This is a genomic window from Acidimicrobiales bacterium (assembly GCA_035536915.1).
Taxonomy (GTDB): Bacteria; Actinomycetota; Acidimicrobiia; order Acidimicrobiales; family JAHWLA01; genus JAHWLA01.
The window spans coordinates 85,432-104,696 of record DATLNE010000047.1; the positions used below are offsets into that span (position 1 = coordinate 85,432).

The following is a 19,265-nucleotide window of genomic DNA, read 5'->3' on the forward strand; positions in this document are numbered from 1 at the left end:
CCATGCCGATCACCAAGTCGGAGAAGATCTGGATGGACGGGCATCTCGTCGACTGGGACGACGCCAAGATCCACATCCTCACCCACTCGCTGCACTACGGCTGCGGCGTGTTCGAGGGCATCCGGGCCTACGCCACGGCGCGAGGCCCCGCCGTCTTCCGGCTGACCGATCACATCAACCGCCTGTTCGAGAGCGCCCAGATCTTCATGCTCGACGTCCCGTTCTCGCGGGAGGACCTGATCGAGGCTTGCAAGGAGACGGTGCGGGTCAACGGCCTGGACTCGTGCTACGTCCGCCCCATCGTCTACCTGGGCTACGGCGAGATGGGGCTCAACACCTTGCCGTGCCCGGTCAACGTCTCCATCGCCGTGTGGCCGTGGGGCGCCTACCTGGGCGAGGAGGGGCTGCAGCACGGTGTGCGCATGAAGATCAGCTCGTGGCAGCGCCACGACCCCAACGCCATGCCGCCCGCGGCCAAGGGCACGGGCATGTACATCAACTCCTCGATGGCCAAGATCGAGGCGCTCAAGGCGGGCTACGACGAGGCCATCCTGCTGTCGCCGCAGGGCTATGTGAGCGAGTGCACCGGTGAGAACATCTTCGTGGTGCGCCACGGCCGCCTCATCACCCCGCCCCTGTCGGCCGGTGCCCTCGAGGGCATCACCCAGAACTCGGTGATGAAGATCGCCCGAGACATGGGCCTCGAGTGCGAGGTGGGCAACATCTTGCGCTCCGACCTCTACGTGGCCGAGGAGGCCTTCCTGACGGGCACGGCGGCCGAGGTCGTGCCCATCCGCTCGGTCGACGACCGCGAGCTCGGCGAGCCCGGCCCCATCACCAAGCAGATCCAAGAGACCTACTTCGCCACCGTCCGGGGCGAGGTCGACCGCTACAAGGATTGGCTCGAACATGTCCAGTGACGGCCCGGTACGCCGGGCGCTCCCGCAGTCCGTCGAAGTCTTCGACACGACGCTTCGCGACGGCAGCCAGCTCGAAGGCATCTCGCTCACGGTCGACGACAAGCTGCGCATCGCCGAGCAGCTCGACCAGCTCGGCCTCCACTACATCGAGGGCGGCTGGCCCGGCGCCAACCCCAAGGACGAGGAGTTCTTCCGCCGGGCAAAGACCGAGCTGACACTGCAGACCTCGACACTGGTCGCCTTCGGCTCCACCCGGCGCAAGCTGGGCAAGGTCGACTCCGACGACACCCTGCGCCACTTGGTGGAGGCCGACACCTCGGTCGTGTGCATCGTCGGCAAGTGCTGGGACTACCACGTCACCGAAGCGTTGGAGACGACGCTCGACGAGGGCGTCGCCATGGTGGCTGACTCGGTGGAGTTCCTGCGCGGCACCGGACGGCGCGTGCTCTTCGACGCCGAGCACTTCTTCGACGGCTACAAGCGCAACGCCGAGTTCTCCCTGCGGGTGCTCGAAGCGGCAGCCGAGCGAGGGGCCGACACGTTGGTCCTCTGCGACACCAACGGCGGGTCGCTGCCCCACGAGGTCGAGCGCATCGTGTCGGAAGTGGTCGAGTACCTCGGCAACGACGTGACCGTGGGCATCCACACCCACGACGACACCGGCTGCGGCGTGGCCAACGCGGTGGCTGCTGTCTTGGGCGGCGCCCGCCACGTGCAGGGCACCATCAACGGCTACGGCGAGCGCACCGGCAACTGCAACCTCACCACCACGATCGCCAACCTGTCGCTCAAGCTCGGCGTGGCCACCATCCCCGCCGACCGGCTGGAGCGGCTCACCGCGGTGTCGCACCACATCTCCGAGCTGGTGAACATCACGCTCAACCCCCAGGCGGCCTATGTGGGCACCTCGGCCTTCGCCCACAAGGCGGGGCTGCACGTGAGTGCCATCGCCAAGCGGCCCGACGCCTACGAGCACATCAACCCCGACCTGGTGGGCAACGGCACCCGGTTCCTCGTCAGCGAGCTGGCGGGCAAGTCGGCCTTGCAGATCAAGGCGCAGGAGCTCGGTATCGAGGCCGACGGCCCCACACTCAACGAGGTGGTCGACACCCTCAAGCGCTTGGAGCACGAGGGCTTCCACTTCGAGGCGGCCGACGGTTCGCTGGAGCTGCTCATGCGCCGGGCCGCCGGTTGGGAGCAGCCCTACTTCCGGCTGGAGTCGTTCCGGGTCATCACCGACGAGCGGGAGGGCGAGCTCACCACTGAAGCCACCATCAAGGTGCACGTCGGCGAGGAGCGCATCGTCACCACGGCGGAAGGCAACGGCCCGGTCAACGCCCTCGACGCCGCCCTGCGCCTGGCCATCGGGTCGAAGTACCCGGCGCTGGCCCAGGTGCACCTCACCGACTACAAGGTGCGGGTGCTCGACACGGCCAAGGGCACCGGCGCGGTGACCCGCGTGCTGCTCGACTCCACCGACGGGGAGCGGTCGTGGACCACCATCGGCGTGTCGGAGAACATCATCGAAGCCTCGTGGCAGGCCCTCTCCGACTCCGTCGTCTACGGCTTGTTGCACAATGCCTGAGCAGGTTTGCCGCGGGTAGCCGTGCGTAGGGGATGATGGGGGCATGGCGCAGCCCGACTACGTCCCCCTCTCGACCGCGGACAAGGTGCGCGCACCGGAACGGCTGCCCGTCCCCGAGGCGTGGCGGCCCGACCGGCCCGCTGAGCTGAAGGGCAACAGCCGTCCCACCGGCTCCAAGATCGGCACACCCGGCCCCGACCAGGGCTACGCCCTCAAGCTGGCCCGCCACTTCGAGGGCAAGCTCACGCTGGCGCCGGACGAGCACGAGGCCGATGCCAGCGCCGGGTGCGTCTGCGTGGCCATGAAACGCGCTGCGCTGTTCGGGCGGGCACCCGTCGTCTACGACTTGGAGCTGGCCTTCACCCTGTGGGGCTACCTCGGGGACGCCCCGGCCGACCTGGTGGCGTTCCGCACGCCGTTGTTCCAGGCGGCCTCGCACCACTACTGGGACCAGCGGGGCATCGTCGACCGCGTGCCGGAAGAGACGCTGCGACTGACGCCCGCCCAGGTGCGCGAGCGCATGTCGTCGTGGCGTGAGCTCGTGAAGGTCGACTGAGTGCAGCCGATCACGTTGACCGACGAGCAGCGCGACTTCCGTCGCGTGCTGCGGCAGTTCTGCGACGACAAGATCGCGCCGCGTGCCGCCGAGGTCGACGAGAAAGCCGAGTTCCCGTGGGACAGTTACCAGGCCTGCGTGGAGATGGAACTGCCGGCGCTGGGCATCTCTGCCGACTACGGCGGCCACGGGGCCGACCACGTCACCCAGGCCATCATGGTGGAGGAGGTGTCGCGGGCGTGCGCATCGACCAGCCTGTCGATGCTCATCTCCAAGCTCGGCATGATCCCGGTCATGAACTGGGGGAGCGACGCCCTCAAGGCCAAGTACCTGCCCCGCATCGCGTCAGGTGAGTGGCAGGGCAGCTACTGCCTGTCGGAGGCCGACGCCGGCTCTGACGTGGCGTCGATGAAGACGCGGGCGGTGCGCGACGGCGACTCCTACGTGCTCAACGGCTCGAAGTACTGGATCACCAACGCGGGCATCTCCACCACCTACACGGTGTTCGCCAAGACCGATCCCGACGCGGGCCACCGCGGCGTGTCGTGCTTCGTGGTCGAGAAGGACATGGGGGTCAAGATCGGCAAGCTCGAGAACAAGATGGGCGTGCGGGGCAGCCCCACGGGCGAGGTGATCTTCGAGGACGTGCGGGTGCCCGCCGAGAACCTGGTGGGCGAGGAGGGGCAGGGCTTCTACATCGCCATGGGCACGCTCGACCGGTCTCGTCCGACGATCGGCGCGCAAGCCGTAGGCATCGCCCAGGCCGCCCTCGACTACGCGGTGGGCTACATGAAGGAGCGCAAGCAGTTCGGGCGCCCCATCGCCGACTTCCAGGGGCTGCAGTTCATGGTGGCCGACATGGGCATGAAGCTCGAAGCCGCCCGCGCGCTGGTATTCCGGGCGTGCGCCATGGTCGACGAGGGCGACCCACGTGGTGAGCTGACCCTGGCCGGGGCCATGGCCAAGTGCTTCGCCTCCGACGTGGCCATGGAGGTCACCACCAACGCCGTGCAGTTGCTGGGCGGCTACGGCTACACCAAGGAGTTCCCGGTCGAGCGCTTCATGCGCGACGCCAAGATCACCCAGATCTACGAAGGCACCAACCAGGTGCAGCGCGTGGTCATGGCCAAGCGACTGCTGGCCTAGTGGGTTCTCCCGTTCGCGTTCGTTTCGCGCCGTCGCCCACCGGCTTCTTCCACGTGGGCAGCGCCCGCGCTGCGCTGTACAACTGGCTGTTCGCCCGTCAGGTCGGGGGCACGTTCGTCCTGCGCATCGAGGACACCGACGCCGAACGCAACCGGCCCGAGTGGGTCGAGATGATCCAGACGTCGATGCGCTGGCTCGGCCTCGACTGGGACGAGGGGCCGTACTTCCAGTCGCAGCGGTCCGACCTGTACCGGGCGGCGGTCGACCGGTTGGTGTCGACCGGCCACGCCTACTACTGCACGTGCACCCGTGAGGACGTCGACGCCCGCACCAAGGGCAGCGCCACACCGGGCTACGACTCGTTCTGCCGCGACCGAGGGTTGAGCGAGGGCGCGCTGCGCTTCGCCACCCCCGACGAGGGCACGACCGTGGTGCGCGACCTCGTCCGCGGCGAGCCCGCCTTCGAGAACGTGACCATCGAGGACTTCGTGGTGGCGCGCACGAACGGCACGCCGACGTTCATCCTCGCCAACGTGGTCGACGACCTCGACATGAAGATGACGCACGTGGTGCGGGGCGAGGACCACCTGCCCAACACGCCCAAGTACCTCTTGCTGTGGTCGGCGTTGGCCGACGATGCCGAGGTGCCGGTGTTCGCCCACCTGCCGTTGCTGGTCAACGAGAAGCGCCAGAAGCTCTCGAAGCGGCGCGACAAGGTGGCGCTGGAGGACTACCGGGAGCAGGGCTACCTGCCGCAGGCCATGGTCAACTACCTGGCGTTGCTGGGGTGGGCGCCGGGTGGCGACCGCGAGTTCCTGTCGATCGACGAACTGGTGGCGGAGTTCCGGCTGGAGGAGGTCAACAACTCGCCCGCCTTCTTCGACGAGAAGAAGCTGGCGCACTTCAACCAGCAGTACATCGCGGCGATGTCGGTGGACGAGTTCGTGGCCGCGGCGCTGCCGTTCGTGCCGCCGTCAGGGGAGGAGGCGTTGCGCTCGCTGGCCCCGTTGGTGCAGGAGCGCATCAAGGTGCTGGGTGAGGTGCCCGGCATGATCGACTTCCTGTTGGTCGACGAGGTGGTGTTCGTCGACGCCACATGGGACAAGCGGGTGGTGCGGGGGGCGCACGCGGCGGAGCTGTTGGCCGCCGCTGCGTCGGAGTACGCGACGTGCGAGTGGGAAGTCCAGGCGTTGCACGACCTGACCGCGGCCATCGGCGAGCGCTTCGAGCTCGGGCTCGGCAAGGCGCAGTTCCCCATCCGGGTGGCGGTCATGGGGCGCGACGTAGGGCCGCCGCTGTTCGAATCGTTGGTGGTGTTGGGGCGCGAGCGCACGTTGGCACGGTTGCAGCGGGCGCAGGAGAAGCTGGCGGAGGCGCAGTAGTTGCTGCGCGTGGCGGTGCGGGTGGTCGCAGTGGCGCTCGTCGCCGTGCTGCTGTTCCTGGGGGTGACGTTCGTGCAGGTGTGGCAAGCGTCGCGCCGCGACGGCGCCCGCGAGGCCGATGCCATCGTCGTGTTCGGGGCCGCCCAGTACAACGGGCGGCCGTCTGCGGTGTTGCGGGCCCGGCTCGACCACGCCGTCGACCTGTACGAGCGCAAGCTGGCGCGGGTGGTGGTCGTCACCGGCGGGCGGCAGGCGGGGGATTCGCAGACGGAGGCGGGGGCGTCGGCTGCCTACCTGCAGGAGAAGGGCGTGCCCGGCTCGGCCATCCTGTGGGAGCCCTACGGGCGCAACTCGTGGCAGCAGTTGGCCTCGGTGGCGGGGATCCTGCGGCAGCGGAACCTGCCGCGGGTGGTGCTGGTGACGGACCCGTTCCACGCCGAGCGGGTACACGAGATGGCCGGGGAGCTCGGCCTCGACGCCACGGTGTCGCCCACCCGCACGTCGCCGATCTCGGGGGCGACGGAGTTACGGCACCTGGTGAAGGAGACCGCCGCGGTGGCCGTCGGCCGGGTCGTGGGGTTCCGCCGGGCCGTGGGCCTGCGCGACACCGTGGCGGAGCGGCGGACGTGATTCTCGATGCGCGACCCCGAGGCGGGAGCGGCTAATCTGCACCTGCCCGTTCGGGGGTGGTGTAATCGGCAACACAACAGGTTCTGGCCCTGTCATTGGGGGTTCGAGTCCTCCCCCCCGAGCTCGCCGCCGGCTCCGGCCGGCGCAAGCCCCCATCGTCTAGTGGCCTAGGACACCACCCTCTCAAGGTGGCGGCACGGGTTCGAATCCCGTTGGGGGTGCAGCAGCGAAGCCGCAGGCCACAAGGCCTGCGGTTTTGTCGTTTTGCGGCGAAGCGGAGGTGCTGAGCCGGCCGTAGTTTGGGGCAGTGGGCTTTCGCGCCATCGGTCATCCGAGCTACCCCAGTCGCAACTTCTACCCGCCAGCCGAAGCGGTCGCCCTCGCGCCACCGGGCTACATGGAGGCCGACGGCGCCAGTACCTCAGAGATGCTTCCCAGGCGAAAAGCGGTTGGGTGGTGCCGACTCTGCGGGGAGACACGAACACTCTCGCGAGAGCACATCCCGCCACGAGGCGCGGGAAACAAGGGGGAGCCGACCGGATACACAATCGACGACTGGCTGAAACGAGAGACGCTCGAACACCTGCCGGGAGGCCGTCGCTCCGGCGGCGGCATCTGGGGCTACACCCTCTGCCGCGACTGCAACAACGCCACTGGCGGCGATTACGGCAAAGAGTACGGACGTTGGGCCACGCTCGGTGGCGAGGTACTGGCGCAACTCCCGCTGGCGGAGTTCGCCAGCGGCACTGTCCCGATGGGGGTCGAGGCGGGCTTCCCTGACGTGGACCCGCCTGCACTCGTTCGGCAGGTGCTTTCGATGATGGCCTCGCTCGCGGGCGACTGGCGACTGACCGAACGCGAGCCGGTGCTCCGGTCGATCATCCTCGGCCGAAGCGAGGAACCGCTGCCGACCGGGTGGGAACTCGTGATGAACCTCTACGCCGGCCCGCGGTCGCGGCTTGCCGGGCCGGCTCTCGTGGTCGACGGTGCTGACGGGGGCTGGGCATGGCTACTTGAGGCCGCGTTCCCTCCGCTGGCGTTCCTCCTCAAGATCGCGGGGCCGCAGCCGATTGGCCCAGGGGTCGACCTTGCGTCGGCCACGGCCGCATCCCCGGGCAAACCCCGAGATGTGCGCTTCACGTGCCAGGTCGGGTTCGGCTACTCGCCCTATCCGGGCGACTATCGGTCGCGTGGCGAGATCGAAGCGGCTCGTTAGAGCGGACGTTCGCAGGCAGCATCGCCCCAAGCGAGTCAGCCGCGTTGGGCGATCAGGTGGTCGATGAAAGCCGCCACGGCTCGTTCCTCGGTCTCGGTGAGGTTGCTACGGGCGAACCGTGTCACGAGAGGGCCTGCACTACGGCCCACTCGCGCGACTTCGTAACCCGCGAGTTCCATCAGCCGCGCATATTCGAGACCTAGCGCGTCAGCGAGGCGCCTCAGGATCTTCGGGGAGGGTTCGTCAACCTGTGCCCGCTCAAGCTTCTGGAGGTACGCCGCCGAGATGGCGGCCGCCGCCGCCACTTCGCGGAGAGAACGCTTGGCCGCGAGCCGTGCTGAGGAGAGCTCCCGCCCGAGGCTCGCCGTGTCCCGCGGCACGTTCGTCATGGCAGACACTGTACACCGCAGTTGACAAAGAGCCAAGACGGTCGTACACTCTGGAGTACAGAAACTACCAAAGGAGACAACCATGGCAGGAACGAGGAAGACCGGTTCGGCGGCGGCCAAGGCTGCGTCGAAGGTGCTTCGTGACGGGCGCACGAGCAAGGCGTCGAAGACAGCCGCTGCGAGCGCCCTCTCGCAGCGCGCGCCCAAGCGCGGTGGGAAGCGGTGACGACGAGACGTACCATCCGGGTACCTGTGTGAAAATCCGTACCCGTGTGACGGTGAGCACGCTGAGGTGCTCTGCGTGCGGTTTCGAAGACCTGCCCGTCGCTTTCGTTTCGCCTTCGTCACCTACGGGAGTGCGGTGCCCTCGATGCGGAAGGAGTCTCCGCCGGTAGCGACTGCCCGATCCGATTCCGCGAGCTGCTTGAACAAAGGAGGTACGTTGTGAAAGTGGCGAAGCGCTCGGCATCGACGGGTAAGGCCGTATCTCCGAAAGTGAGCACGAAGGCCGTGAAGGCCGTCCGTGGGGCGTCCGGGAGCGTGTTGCCAAAGGCCAGCAGCAAGGCCGGGGGCAAGACGATCCGTTCTGTGGACCAGCTCCTGACGCCGAGACAACGCAAGGTCTTGCACAGCGACCTTTCGGACATGGCCCAGCGCCGCCGACAGGCCGAGGCGTCATCAAGCACCCTGAGACTCAGCTAGGACGACGTGGCCTGGGACGACCCGGACCCCGCCGACGTCGTTCAACTTGTCGCGCCGGGCGACTGGGACCACCTTCGCAGTAGGTACGAACCAAACCTCGTTGGACGGCCACTCGCACGGTGTTTGGAGGTCGCCCGGTCCGGAGGCGCCCGTACGGTCGTGATCGAGACCCGGTATCTCGACGTTGATTACCGAAGCGAATACTCGGCGTTCTTCTCGAAGACCTTTTCCGAGATCCCCGATACCACGCACCGGCTGCACTTCTTTCAAGGCGACATCGCCGTCGAAGATCTCGTCTCTCTCTCGGCCGAGGCGACCCGTGGTTACCTCGGGTACATGATCCTCCGACCGAGCCCTCTGGGCCGCGTTGGACGGACGGTACTTGCCCCTCCTCCGGAGTTGCGCGACGCGGTACACGCAGCGGTCACAGACACGGTCAGTCTTTTCGGTCAGCCCCTGCAGGTGACGGGTGTGCCATTCGCCCAGCAGGACACGCAGTTCGGCCGCTGCGCTCACGTAGCCGCATGGATCTGCCACTACACCGGCCATCTTCGAGGCGATGTCATGAGGCGTCCAATGGCCGACTTCAGCCTGCTTGCCGATGCGAGCGTCGCCGAAGGCCGCCCCCTTCCGTCTCAAGGTTTGACGGGTCTGCAACTGAGCAACCTGATGCGCGACTTCGACCTTCCCCCGATTCACTACAGGATGGGGTACCTGCCCGAGTCCGGCCAAGAGCCGCCCGTGCCCCCGCACGGGCTCAATGACGACCCCGGGACATGGGACACGAGGGCGGTGGCCGTCTTGTGCCGCTTCCTAAACAGCTCCTACCCCGTCCTCGTGGGCACGCACGAGCACGCGTTTGTCATCGTCGGCTACCAGAGGACGGATCGCGCCGGCGAGCAGTGGATCAAGTTCGTTCGCCACGACGACCAACGGGGCCCATATCTCGAAGTCGATGACATCCTCAACGACACAGACACGGCCACCGGCGATGCCTACTCGCCGTGGCAGCTTTTGCTTGCTCCTGTGCCGGACAAGCTGTGGCTTCTTCCCGAGGCCGCCGAGCGTTTCGGGCGGGAGCTGTTGCTCCGGTACGACGCTCTTGAAGGAACCGGAACGTTCGCACCTCTTCGGCAGGCCCACTCACTGACCTTCCGCACGACTGCCATGAACGCGTCGCACTTCAAAGAGCGCGCAATAGCCCGCGGGCTGGACGCCGAGTCGATCCGCGAGCTGCGGCTTGCGAGGCTCTCCCGCCTGGTCTGGGTCGTCGAGGCCGTTGATCGCCAGGCTCGAGATGCCGGGAAACCGTGTGTCGTCGGCGAAGTCGTTTTCGACTCGACGTCGAGCGATGCGTCCCCCAACGTGCTGGCGTTGCGAGTGCCGGGCGCGCTCCTGATACATCAGACGGACGGAACGATTCGGTCCCCCCTGCCAGCTACCGCTAACGCGGTGACGTCTGCCGCGAAGTTCCAGCCCTACTAGAGCCAACAAGACACTCTTGGCCGAGAGGGAAGCCGCAGCACGGCAGCACAGGCCACCTGGTGTCTCGGCGTGACAGGCCGGTAGAGCGATTCGGTCGTGCTCGTTTGTGGTTGCTGTCGGTCCTCAGCTCACTAGGAATTGTTGTCGAATCCTGTTGAGGGTGCAGGTACGCGCCCGCACGCCACAGGGCCTGCGGGCGGGTGGTTCCCGGGGCGACCCTGATCGCTACGGGCGGCGGCCGGTGAACGCGATCAGGCGGGTCTGGTCGTCCGCTCCCGGCGGTATCTCGACCTTGGCGCCGTAGTGGCCACTGGTTCGCAGGACGTCGTCGATCGGCTCAATCCCGCTGAGCATGCGCCTGACTTCGTCGGGGTCGAGCCGTTCGTCGAGGCCCGTCGCCCGCGCCAGGTCCCACGTGTGCACGAGGACGTCACCCGTGAAGAACATGTCGACGGCGTTGCCGAGCGCGTGGCTGCCGGCTCGGGGATGGTTGACCTCACGAGCGATCGCCGCAGGATCGTCGAGCAGAGCCTGGATCCCGTCGCTCATGGTCGTCCACGCGCCTACGGGGTCGTCGTCGACCGACGGTCCCTCCGGAAGGGCGGGTCCGCCTGCGGCCGCGAGGAACGCGGGCATCCACTCGACCATGTGGCGCACGACATCGCGCGCCACCCAGCCTTCGCACGGCGCTGGTGAGCCCCATGCGTCGTGGGGAACCTCTCTGGCCCGCTGCGTGAAGGTGGCGGCGATGCGTCGGTAGCGGTCTGCGATCTCGTTGGCGATGGTTTGCACGCTAGTTGTGCAACGCTTCATTTGTGGCAGGCATGGCAGGTGCCGGGGACGTCGTGGCTCGGTTCTTCGGAGCGCTCGGGGAGCGCGACTTCGGTGCGGCCCGGCCGTACTGGGCGGATTCAGCGGTGTGGCACGTCGTCGGTACCCACGACCTGGCCGGTGACTATGCACCCGACGCGTACCTGGCGATGTTGGCCACGTGGTTCGCCGACCACCCCGACTACGCCGTGGAGTTCACCGACTTCCGTGCCCACGGTGACGAGGGCGTCGTCGTGCACCTCGAGTCGCGCCACGGCCGAGCAGAAGGACCGGCATCGGGCCTCATGGTCTACCGGGTGGTCGACGGCCTGATCGTGGAGGGGTGGGGCATCCCCACCTTCGACGACGCGAGACTGCCGTTCTGATGGACGTTCGCACCGATCGCCTGGGGTTGCTGCTCGACCAGTTCGACACCTCCGCGGAGATGGGGCGTGACCGGCTGCACGGGCTCACCGACGAGGAGTTCCTGTGGGAGCCTGCGCCTGGCGCGTGGTCGATCCGCCAAGGCGCCGCCGGGCGCTGGGAGCTCCAGGTGGAGCGCCCGCCGCCCGACCCGACCCCGTTGACGACGATCGCTTGGCGGCTGGCCCACTTGCAGCAGGGCTTCGCCGAACGGTGGGAGTGGACCTTCGGTGCGTACCGCGACCCCGTGGTCGAACTGGCCCCCACGGCGGCCGAAGGCGTCGAACGGCTGTGGGCCGAGCTGGCTCGTTGGCGCCAGAGCCTGGGTGGGCTGACCGAGGAGCAGATGGACACGGTCGGCTTCGGCCGCTTCCCCCATGGCTTCGACCCGACACTGCCGTTCATCGCCATCGTGTGGTGGACGAACCGCGAGCTCATCCACCATCTGGCCGAGGCAGCGCTGCTGCGTGACCTGTGGCCGAGTACACCTAGCCGGAGCGGCTGACGGCCGACTCGGCGGCAGCCGCAGCGGCCTCGGCTCGCGCCGCGGCGTCACGGGCCTGCGCCGCTTCTTGGCGTGCCACCGTGAGCGCCTGCTCCAACCGGGCCACCTCGCGTTCGGCCGTCTCCCACGCCTCGGCGGCCCGCGCCGCCCGGGCTCGGGCCTTGCGCACCTCGGCGGCGTCGAGCACGTGCACACGAGGGGTGCGGCCTCCGCCCGCCCGCGGCTTGGCGGACGGCGTGCGCTTGGTCGTGTCGTCGCCCATCGACACGACCACGCCTTCCGAGGCACCGAAGCCGATGGGCGCTTCGAGGGCGCGCGTCAGCCGGCCCGCCAGGACCTTGGTGGCCGCATCGGGGTCGGCGGCCACGGCCTCGAAGGTGGCGGCGATGTCGTCGCGGTGGCTTTCGGAGGCGACGCCGCGGTCGCGCAGGACGTCGAAGGCGGCGTCGGCCAGCTCGCCGACCAGGCTGCGGCGCTGCGCGCCGAGGTCGCGAAGCCGACTGGATCGCTCGCCCCGGGCCACGGCCTCGTCTTGTGCCTTCCGCAGCTGATCACCCAGTGCGGCCAGGCGGGCGACGTCGTCGCGCCGCCGTCGGGCGACGTGGTTCACCGCCCACGCGGCCACGCTGGGGCGCCGGATGGACTTGACCCGCGCGGCGTCCTCCCGTCGCCCGTCGGCTCGCAACTCCTTGGCCAACGCGTCGCGACGGGCGATGAAGTCGTCGACGACGCCCTCGAACAAGGCATCGAGGGCGTCGTCGAACGCGACGGACTGGCGAGGGGCGGGCCGCCGTGGCATGCACTCTGCTTACCCGCCACCTCGCCGATGCAACGCAGAGTCGTCAGGAACCTGGCCCGGCGCGGGAGATGACGACGCCGTCGTCGTCGACCTGCCAGCCGACGACGGGCCGGCCGTCGGCGTCGCCGAGGTGGAAGTAGGGGCCGCTGCGGACGACTTCGCCGACGCCGTCGTCGACGCCGAGTTCCAGCACGGCGTTGCCGTTGCGGTCGAGCCCGAGGACGGGGCCGTGGTGGTCGAGGGCCAGCCAGGCGCGTTGGTGGCCGTCGTCGTCGAGCAGGGCGACGCCGAAGACCTCGCCGGGGCGTTCGGGGTTGCCGATGTCGCCGAGGACGAGCCGGACACGGCCGCCCGCATCGACGATCTCGATTCGGTTGACGGAGACGGACCGGGTTTCGTGGTTGGTGGTCATGCCCGGCCTCCGGGGACGGAGGCGGGTCGGGGGTGCATCGCGGTGGGGGTCATTGCCGCTCCTTGGGGGAAAACGAAGACGCTCTCTCAGATCGGTTTGGCGCCCGAGAAGCGGGCACGGACCGACGATCCAGGGGCGGGGGCACTCCCCGCGAGCCGCTCGGCGGGCCGGGCCGAGGGCGAATGACACCATTGTAATTAGGGGGTGTGTCAGCAAAGGAGGGGGAGGTGGTGGCGGGCGTGGCCGCGGCGATACAGGCGCTGTTCCCCCTCCGTTGCATCCTATAAGTCTACAGAGGAAGTGCCGGGGTTGGCGGCCTCAGGCGCTGACGGTGTCGACCACCTTGTCGAGGCGGCGGCGGGCGGTGTCGAGCAGGCGCTCCACCGCGAAGATCTCCGCCCCGATGTCCTCCCGGCGGGCGCGCATGAAGCCGTCGGCGAGCCCGGTGAGGCGGGAAGTGAGTTCCTCGAGGGCGGTGGCGAGGGAGGAGAGCTCGGCGGCGGCGGGGTCCATCCCCCGATCATCGCTCGCCCCGGGGCGTCTTCACACCCGGCCTGTAGCATCGAGGGCTCGATGTTGAAGCGTCTCGACCTCCGCGGCATCCCCGCAGGCGACCTGCGCGCGTCGTTGCCGCGCCCCGAGGCGGCCAAGGAGCCGCCGGTGGCAGCGGTGCAGGCCATCCTCGCCGACGTGCGGGCCCGGGGCGACGCCGCCCTGCGCGAGTACACCGAGCGCTTCGACGGGGTGACGCCGGCATCGTTCCGCGTCCCCCAGGCCGACCTGGAAGAGGCGCTCGCCGCCATCCCGCCCCTCCTGCGCGAGGCGCTCGAGGCGGCCCGCGCCTCGATCCTCGCCTACCACCGCGAGCAGCTTCACGAGCCGGTGGCCCATGAGCGCGAGGGCGTCACCGTGCGCGAGATCCGGGTGCCGGTGGAGCGGGCGGGCCTTTATGTGCCGGGCGGGCGGGCGCTCTATCCGTCGACCGTGCTGATGACCGCCATCCCGGCCCGGGTGGCGGGCGTCGGGGAAGTCGTCCTGTGCGTGCCGCCGGGCCCCGACGGCACCGTGCCCGCCGCCACCCTGGCCGCTGCCGCCCTGGCGGGCGTCGACGAGGTGTACAGCGTGGGCGGCGCCCAGGCCGTGGCCGCCATGGCTTACGGCACCGAGACCATCCGCCCTGTCGACGTCATCGTCGGCCCGGGCAACATCTACGTGTCGGTGGCCAAGCGGGAGGTCGCCAACGAAGGGCTCGTCGGCGTGCCGTCCGCCTTCGCCGGGCCGTCGGAGGTCGTGGTGGTGGCCGACGAGACCACGCCGGTCGATTTCGCCGCCGTCGACGTGATCGTGCAGGCCGAGCACGGCCCTGACGGCCTGGCATGGTTGGTGACGTGGTCGGAGGACGTGGCCGACCGCGTGAGCGAGGCCGTGGCCCGCATGGTGGCTGCGTCGCCCCGGCGCCAGGAGATCGAATCGACCTTGTCGGACGGCGGCTACGCGGTAATCGTCGACAGCCCCGAGCAGGCCATCGCCGTCTCTAATGCAGTGGCGCCCGAGCACCTCGAACTGCTCGTGGCCGACCCCGAGGCCCTGGTGCCGCTGGTGCGCCACGCAGGCGCGGTGTTCCTCGGGCACTACGCGCCCGCCAGCGTGGGCGACTACATCGCCGGGCCGAGCCACGTGCTGCCCACCTACGGCTCGGCCCGCTTCGGCGGTGCCCTGCGGGTCGACGACTTCTGCAAGTACGTACACGTGGTGTCGCTCGACGAACAGACGCTCGCGCGCCTGGCGCCCCACGTCGCGGCCATCGCCGAGGCCGAAGGACTGGCCGCCCATGCCGAATCGGTGCGCATCCGATGGGCGCCCTGATCCCCCTGCGCGACGACCTCGGCCTCGGTGAGGGCTACCACTCCCCGCAAGTCGCCGTCGACGTCCGCCTCAACACCAACGAATCGCCCTACCCGCCGCCCGCCGCCTGGCGCGACGACTTGCGCGAGATGGTGGCGACCATCCCGTTCCACCGCTACCCCGACCGCTCCGCCCGTGCCTTGCGGGAGGGCCTGGCCGAGCTGCACGACGTACGGCCCGAGCAGGTCTTCGTGGGCAACGGGTCCAACGAGGTGCTGCAGGCGCTGTTCCTCGCCTTCGGCGGACCTGGCCGGCGCGCTGCGGTGTTCGAGCCCACCTACGCGCTGCACTCCCACATCGCCCGGGTCACCGCCACCGAGGTGGTCGAGGGCGAGCGCAACCACGACTTCACCCTCGACCTCGACGCCGTGGGTCGCCTGCTCGACGACGCCGCGCCCGAGCTGACGTTCCTGTGCTCGCCCAACAACCCCACGGGCCGGGTCGAACCCGAAGCGGTGGTGCGTGAAGTCGTCGAGCGTGCCCCCGGGCTGACCGTGGTCGACGAGGCCTACGGGCAGTTCGCCAGCTGGTCGGCCCTCGACCTGGTGGCCGACGACTCGCCCGTCGTCGTCGTGCGCACCTTCTCCAAGACGTGGTCGATGGCCGCCGCCCGCCTCGGCTATGTCGTGGCCCCGGCATCGGTGGTCGAAGGCTTGGAGCGCGTGATCCTGCCCTACCACCTCGACGCCGTGAAGCAAGCGGCAGGCCGCCTCGCCCTGCGCTACCGCAGCGAGATGGAGGCGCGCGTGAAGGCACTGGTCGACGAGCGCCAACGGGTGGCCGCCGCCTTGGCCGGCCTGCCTGTCGAGACGTGGCCGTCGGAGGCCAACTTCATCTTGTTCCGCCCCACGACGCGGGCGGGCGGCGACGTGTGGCAAGCGTTGGTCGAGCGCTCCGTGCTCGTACGCAACTGTTCGACGTGGCCCCGCCTCGACGGCTGCCTCCGCGTCACCATCGGCACCCCCGAGGAAGACGACGCCTTCCTCGCAGCCCTGAGCGAGGTCCTGTGACGAGCCCCCGAGTTGCCAGCCGGTCGCGTGCGACCAAAGAGACCACGATCGACGTCAGCCTCGACCTCGACGGCACCGGCCAAGCGGTGGTCGACACCGGGCTGCCGTTCTTCGACCACATGCTCTCGCAGCTCGGTCGGCACGGCGGCTTCGACCTCACGGTGGTCGCCAAGGGCGACCTCGAAGTCGACCAGCACCACACGGTGGAAGACGTCGCCATCGCCCTGGGCGAGGTGCTGCGCGAAGCGCTGGGCGACAAGGCGGGCATCCGCCGCTTCGCCTCGGTGTCGCTGCCGCTCGACGAAGCCCTCGTCGACGTGGCCCTCGACCTGTCGGGGCGGCCCTTCATCCACTACGAGGTGGAGCTGCCCGCCGACTCGCGCGACCTGGGCACACCGCCGTTCGACCCGCAGATGGCCGAGCACTTCTGGCAGTCGTTCGCCACGGCGTCGTCGATGACGTTGCACCTGCGCTTGCGCAGCGGGCGCAACACCCACCACATCCTCGAAGCCTCGTTCAAGGGCGTGGCTCGGGCGCTGCGCGATGCCGTGCGGGTGGAGGGCACCGACATACCGTCGACCAAGGGCACGTTGTGATCGCCGTCCTCGACTACGGCATCGGCAACCTGCGCTCGGCCGAGAAGGCGCTGCAGAAAGCAGGCGGCGACGCCCGCCTGGTCACCACGGCCGCCGAAGCCGACGGGGCGAGCGCGGTGGTGCTGCCCGGCGTGGGCGCGTTCGGCCGCTGCATGGAGGCGCTGCGGGCTTCGGGCCTCGACTGCGTGGCCCTCGATGCCGTCGCTGCGGGCACCCCGTTCCTCGGCATCTGCGTGGGCATGCAGATGCTCTACGAGGCCTCGGAGGAGAACCCCGAGGTGCGCGGCCTGGCCGTGATCCCGGCCATGGTGCGGCGCCTGCCCGACGGGGTGAAGCGACCGCAGATGCAGTGGAACGTGCTGCAGCCGGTGGGCGGCGGCTCCAAGCTGATCGACGGGCTCGGTGCCGAGCCGTGGGCCTACTTCGTCCACTCCTATGCGGCCGACGCCACCGACGACGTGGTGGCCACCTGCGACTACGGCGGCTCGGTGGTGGCCGCGGTGGAACGCGGCAACGTCATGGCCACGCAGTTCCACCCCGAGAAGTCGGGCGACACCGGCCTGGCCATCCTGCAGAACTTCGTGAAGCTGGCGGCGTAGGTGGACCTGTTCCCGGCCATCGACCTGCGCGACGGCAAGTGCGTGCGCCTGCTGCAGGGCGACTACGCCCGCGAGACCGTCTACGGCGGCGACCCTGTGGCCATGGCCAAGGAGTTCGAGGCGGCAGGGGCGCCGTGGGTGCACGTCGTCGACCTCGACGCGGCGCGCACGGGCAAGCCCGAGAACCGCGACGTGGTGGCCGCTATCGCTGCCGCCGTGTCGGTGCCGGTGCAGACGGGCGGCGGCGTGCGCGACGAGTTCTCGGCCGAGGCGTTGCTCGACACCGGCGTGCGGCGAGTGGTGATCGGCACCGCCGCCCTCGAACAGCCCGCCCTCGTCCGCCGCTTGGCCGGGCGCCACCCGGGTTGCGTCGTGGTGGGGCTCGACGGCCGCGCCGGCGAGGCCGCACTGCGGGGGTGGACCGAGGGGTCGGGCGTGACGATCCTCGACGCCGTGGCCCAGTTCGAAGACGCAGGCGTGGCCGCCTTCGTGGTCACCGACATCGCCCGCGACGGCATGTTGAGCGGCCCCGACGTGCGTGGCCTCACCGAGGTGCTGGCGCGCACGACGGTCGACGTGGTGGCCTCCGGTGGCGTGGGCTCGCTCGACGACCTGCGGACGCTGGCGGCCGTCTCGGTCGAGGGCCGCCGGCTGGCGGGCGCCATCGTCGGCAAGGCCATCTACGAAGGCGTGTTCGCCGTGGAGGAGGGGGTGGCCGCGTGCGCTCCGTCCGAGTGATCCCGTGCCTCGACGTCGACGCCGGCCGCGTGGTGAAGGGCGTGAACTTCCTCAACCTGCGCGACGCGGGCGACACCGTGGAGTTGGCATCCCGGTACAACGACGAAGGTGCAGACGAGATCGTCTTCTACGACATCACGGCATCGTCGAGCGCCCGGGGCACGATGGTCGACGTCGTGCGCCGCACCGCTGAAGAGGTGTTCATCCCCCTGACGGTGGGCGGCGGCGTGCGCACCCTCGACGACGCCCGGGAACTGTTGCGGGTGGGCGCCGACAAGGTGAGCGTCAACACCGCGGCGGTGTCGCGGCCCGAGTTGGTGGCCGAGCTGTCGGCGGAGTTCGGGGCCCAGTGCGTGGTCGTCGGCATCGACGTGCGCCGCTCGCCGGGCGGCTTCGAAGTCTTCACCCACGGCGGGCGCAAGCCGACCGGGCTCGACGCCGTGTCGTGGGCGGTGGAGTGCGAGCAGTTGGGCGCGGGGGAGATCGTCCTCAACTCGATGGACCGTGACGGCACCCGTGACGGCTTCGACATCGAGTTGACCCGCACGGTGGCCGAGGCGTGCAACCTGCCGATCGTGGCCAGCGGCGGCGTCGGCACCCTCGACCACTTGGTCGAGGGTGCCGAAGCAGGCAAAGCGGATGCGGTGCTGGCGGCGTCGATCTTCCACTTCGCCGAGTTCACCGTGCGCCAGGCCAAGGAGCACCTGGCGGCCCACGGCGTTACCGTCCGCCCGGCCTAGTCGTCGCCGATTGTGTAGGGGCGGTTGGCGTAGGCCGAGTCGGATGCCCCGACCGACAGCACCATGGATCGGTCTTCGTATGTCGTCGCCGCGCTGATCTCGGTGAGCGTGCTACCGCGCTGCAACTCGCGGCACTCGGGGCACACATGGGTTACCGATTCGTTGAGGCGAGTCAACGGCACCGTCCAACTGACGGTGTTCGTCGTGTTGTCGAACACGGCAGTAGCCGGCGTGGTGACCGTCCGGAAGGTCGATCGGTTCGATACCTCGAGGGTGGCGTACGGCGGTTCCTGCCGGAACGTGCGGCTGGCATTCACCTTGATCGAGACGTTGCCGGTGACCGCGGTCATCGAGAACGACGTGGCCGAGTCGGGGTGAGCACTGGGGTCGTCGAGGTCGACCACTGTCGTGTCGAACACCAGGGACGTGCTCTGCAGTGTGATGTCACCCTGCACGATGTCGGCCGACGGCGCCGACGACGTGGGGATCTCGCGGCCACAGCGAGCCTGCAGGCCGAAGATGGTGACATTGCTCGGGCAGAAGTAGCCGGTGTCGCCTACCGGGTCGGTGATGAGTGGCGTGTGCGGGGGCGGCGGTGCGCTCGACGCCGCCGCGGGGAGCAGCATTGCGGCGCCGAGGGCCAAGGCGGCGACCACCTTCGCTATCGGATGTCTCGTGCGGTTCAGGACCATTCGTTGCCTCCGGGGATAGACGCGC

Annotated in this window: 23 protein-coding genes and 2 tRNA genes; 19 read left to right on the forward strand and 6 right to left on the reverse strand. The window is 69.2% G+C overall.

Annotation, left to right across the window (positions count from 1 at the left end; translation table 11 throughout):
• Positions 1-2 precede the first annotated feature (2 nt).
• From VM938_14665 to VM938_14705, 9 genes are all read left to right on the forward strand, one after another.
• Positions 3-920, forward strand: coding sequence for a branched-chain amino acid transaminase (locus VM938_14665; protein ID HVF76277.1), 918 nt, complete (start codon positions 3-5; stop codon positions 918-920).
• Positions 910-2,505, forward strand: a complete 1,596-nt coding sequence (gene cimA, locus VM938_14670; GenBank protein HVF76278.1) for a citramalate synthase — start codon at positions 910-912, stop codon at positions 2,503-2,505. Before VM938_14665 ends, cimA begins: the two co-directional genes overlap by 11 nt.
• Before the next feature lie 43 nt (positions 2,506-2,548).
• The gene (locus VM938_14675; GenBank protein ID HVF76279.1) at positions 2,549-3,061 is read left to right on the forward strand and encodes a hypothetical protein; all 513 of its coding nucleotides are present in this window, start codon (positions 2,549-2,551) and stop codon (positions 3,059-3,061) included.
• Positions 3,062-4,207, forward strand: coding sequence for an acyl-CoA dehydrogenase family protein (locus VM938_14680; protein HVF76280.1), 1,146 nt, complete (start codon positions 3,062-3,064; stop codon positions 4,205-4,207).
• Positions 4,207-5,589, forward strand: a complete 1,383-nt coding sequence (gene gltX / locus VM938_14685) for a glutamate--tRNA ligase (protein ID HVF76281.1) — start codon at positions 4,207-4,209, stop codon at positions 5,587-5,589. Before VM938_14680 ends, gltX begins: the two co-directional genes overlap by 1 nt.
• Before the next feature lie 9 nt (positions 5,590-5,598).
• On the forward strand, positions 5,599-6,219 hold the full coding sequence (locus tag VM938_14690) for a YdcF family protein (GenBank protein HVF76282.1): 621 nt from the start codon (positions 5,599-5,601) through the stop codon (positions 6,217-6,219).
• Positions 6,220-6,269: 50 nt separating this feature from the next.
• A tRNA-Gln gene (locus tag VM938_14695) sits at positions 6,270-6,341 on the forward strand.
• 26 nt (positions 6,342-6,367) lie between these two features.
• Positions 6,368-6,440 (forward strand) — tRNA-Glu (locus tag VM938_14700).
• 86 nt (positions 6,441-6,526) lie between these two features.
• Positions 6,527-7,435, forward strand: a complete 909-nt coding sequence (locus VM938_14705; protein HVF76283.1) for a hypothetical protein — start codon at positions 6,527-6,529, stop codon at positions 7,433-7,435.
• A gap of 35 nt (positions 7,436-7,470) precedes the next feature.
• On the opposite strand, the gene VM938_14710 is transcribed toward VM938_14705, so the two are convergent.
• Positions 7,471-7,824, reverse strand: coding sequence for a helix-turn-helix domain-containing protein (locus tag VM938_14710; GenBank protein ID HVF76284.1), 354 nt, complete (start codon positions 7,822-7,824; stop codon positions 7,471-7,473).
• Positions 7,825-7,906: 82 nt separating this feature from the next.
• On the opposite strand from VM938_14710, the gene VM938_14715 reads away from it, so the two are divergent.
• Positions 7,907-8,050, forward strand: coding sequence for a hypothetical protein (locus VM938_14715; protein HVF76285.1), 144 nt, complete (start codon positions 7,907-7,909; stop codon positions 8,048-8,050).
• A 635-nt stretch (positions 8,051-8,685) separates the two neighbouring features.
• A complete protein-coding gene (locus tag VM938_14720) occupies positions 8,686-10,011 on the forward strand; it encodes a hypothetical protein (GenBank protein ID HVF76286.1) in 1,326 nt (441 codons plus the stop codon).
• A gap of 225 nt (positions 10,012-10,236) precedes the next feature.
• On the opposite strand, the gene VM938_14725 is transcribed toward VM938_14720, so the two are convergent.
• Positions 10,237-10,803, reverse strand: coding sequence for a TIGR03086 family metal-binding protein (locus VM938_14725; protein HVF76287.1), 567 nt, complete (start codon positions 10,801-10,803; stop codon positions 10,237-10,239).
• Positions 10,804-10,835: 32 nt separating this feature from the next.
• Between VM938_14725 and VM938_14730 the strand changes: the two genes are divergently transcribed.
• Both VM938_14730 and VM938_14735 read left to right on the forward strand, forming a co-directional pair.
• Positions 10,836-11,207 (forward strand): nuclear transport factor 2 family protein, encoded by a 372-nt coding sequence (locus VM938_14730; protein HVF76288.1) that lies wholly within the window; start codon positions 10,836-10,838, stop codon positions 11,205-11,207.
• Positions 11,207-11,749: a DinB family protein gene (locus tag VM938_14735; GenBank protein ID HVF76289.1), complete on the forward strand. Its 543-nt coding sequence runs from the start codon at positions 11,207-11,209 to the stop codon at positions 11,747-11,749. Before VM938_14730 ends, VM938_14735 begins: the two co-directional genes overlap by 1 nt.
• On the opposite strand, the gene VM938_14740 is transcribed toward VM938_14735, so the two are convergent.
• From VM938_14740 to VM938_14750, 3 genes are all read right to left on the reverse strand, one after another.
• Positions 11,733-12,548 (reverse strand): hypothetical protein, encoded by an 816-nt coding sequence (locus tag VM938_14740; GenBank protein HVF76290.1) that lies wholly within the window; start codon positions 12,546-12,548, stop codon positions 11,733-11,735. The two genes, VM938_14735 and VM938_14740, sit on opposite strands and share 17 nt — an antisense overlap.
• 43 nt (positions 12,549-12,591) lie before the next feature.
• Positions 12,592-12,960 (reverse strand): hypothetical protein, encoded by a 369-nt coding sequence (locus tag VM938_14745; protein HVF76291.1) that lies wholly within the window; start codon positions 12,958-12,960, stop codon positions 12,592-12,594.
• A gap of 318 nt (positions 12,961-13,278) precedes the next feature.
• Positions 13,279-13,473: a hypothetical protein gene (locus VM938_14750; protein ID HVF76292.1), complete on the reverse strand. Its 195-nt coding sequence runs from the start codon at positions 13,471-13,473 to the stop codon at positions 13,279-13,281.
• Between the two features lie 60 nt (positions 13,474-13,533).
• Here VM938_14750 and hisD point away from each other — a divergent pair, with 60 nt between their 5' ends.
• From hisD to hisF, 6 genes are read left to right on the forward strand one after another with little or no spacing between them, the layout of a single operon-like run.
• Positions 13,534-14,826, forward strand: a complete 1,293-nt coding sequence (gene hisD / locus VM938_14755) for a histidinol dehydrogenase (protein ID HVF76293.1) — start codon at positions 13,534-13,536, stop codon at positions 14,824-14,826.
• Positions 14,814-15,875, forward strand: a complete 1,062-nt coding sequence (hisC, locus tag VM938_14760; protein HVF76294.1) for a histidinol-phosphate transaminase — start codon at positions 14,814-14,816, stop codon at positions 15,873-15,875. Before hisD ends, hisC begins: the two co-directional genes overlap by 13 nt.
• The gene (hisB, locus tag VM938_14765; protein ID HVF76295.1) at positions 15,872-16,471 is read left to right on the forward strand and encodes an imidazoleglycerol-phosphate dehydratase HisB; all 600 of its coding nucleotides are present in this window, start codon (positions 15,872-15,874) and stop codon (positions 16,469-16,471) included. The genes hisC and hisB overlap by 4 nt, the downstream gene beginning before the upstream one ends.
• Positions 16,468-17,070 carry an imidazole glycerol phosphate synthase subunit HisH gene (gene hisH, locus VM938_14770; GenBank protein HVF76296.1) on the forward strand — a complete coding sequence of 201 codons (603 nt, stop codon included), beginning with the start codon at positions 16,468-16,470 and terminating at the stop codon, positions 17,068-17,070. The genes hisB and hisH overlap by 4 nt, the downstream gene beginning before the upstream one ends.
• Complete coding sequence (hisA, locus tag VM938_14775; GenBank protein HVF76297.1) at positions 17,071-17,808, forward strand: 1-(5-phosphoribosyl)-5-[(5-phosphoribosylamino)methylideneamino]imidazole-4-carboxamide isomerase; 738 nt, start codon at positions 17,071-17,073, stop codon at positions 17,806-17,808. It begins immediately after the preceding gene.
• A complete protein-coding gene (gene hisF / locus VM938_14780; protein HVF76298.1) occupies positions 17,790-18,548 on the forward strand; it encodes an imidazole glycerol phosphate synthase subunit HisF in 759 nt (252 codons plus the stop codon). The genes hisA and hisF overlap by 19 nt, the downstream gene beginning before the upstream one ends.
• On the opposite strand, the gene VM938_14785 is transcribed toward hisF, so the two are convergent.
• On the reverse strand, positions 18,545-19,240 hold the full coding sequence (locus VM938_14785; GenBank protein ID HVF76299.1) for a hypothetical protein: 696 nt from the start codon (positions 19,238-19,240) through the stop codon (positions 18,545-18,547). The genes hisF and VM938_14785 overlap by 4 nt on opposite strands.
• Between the last annotated feature and the right edge of the window lie 25 nt (positions 19,241-19,265).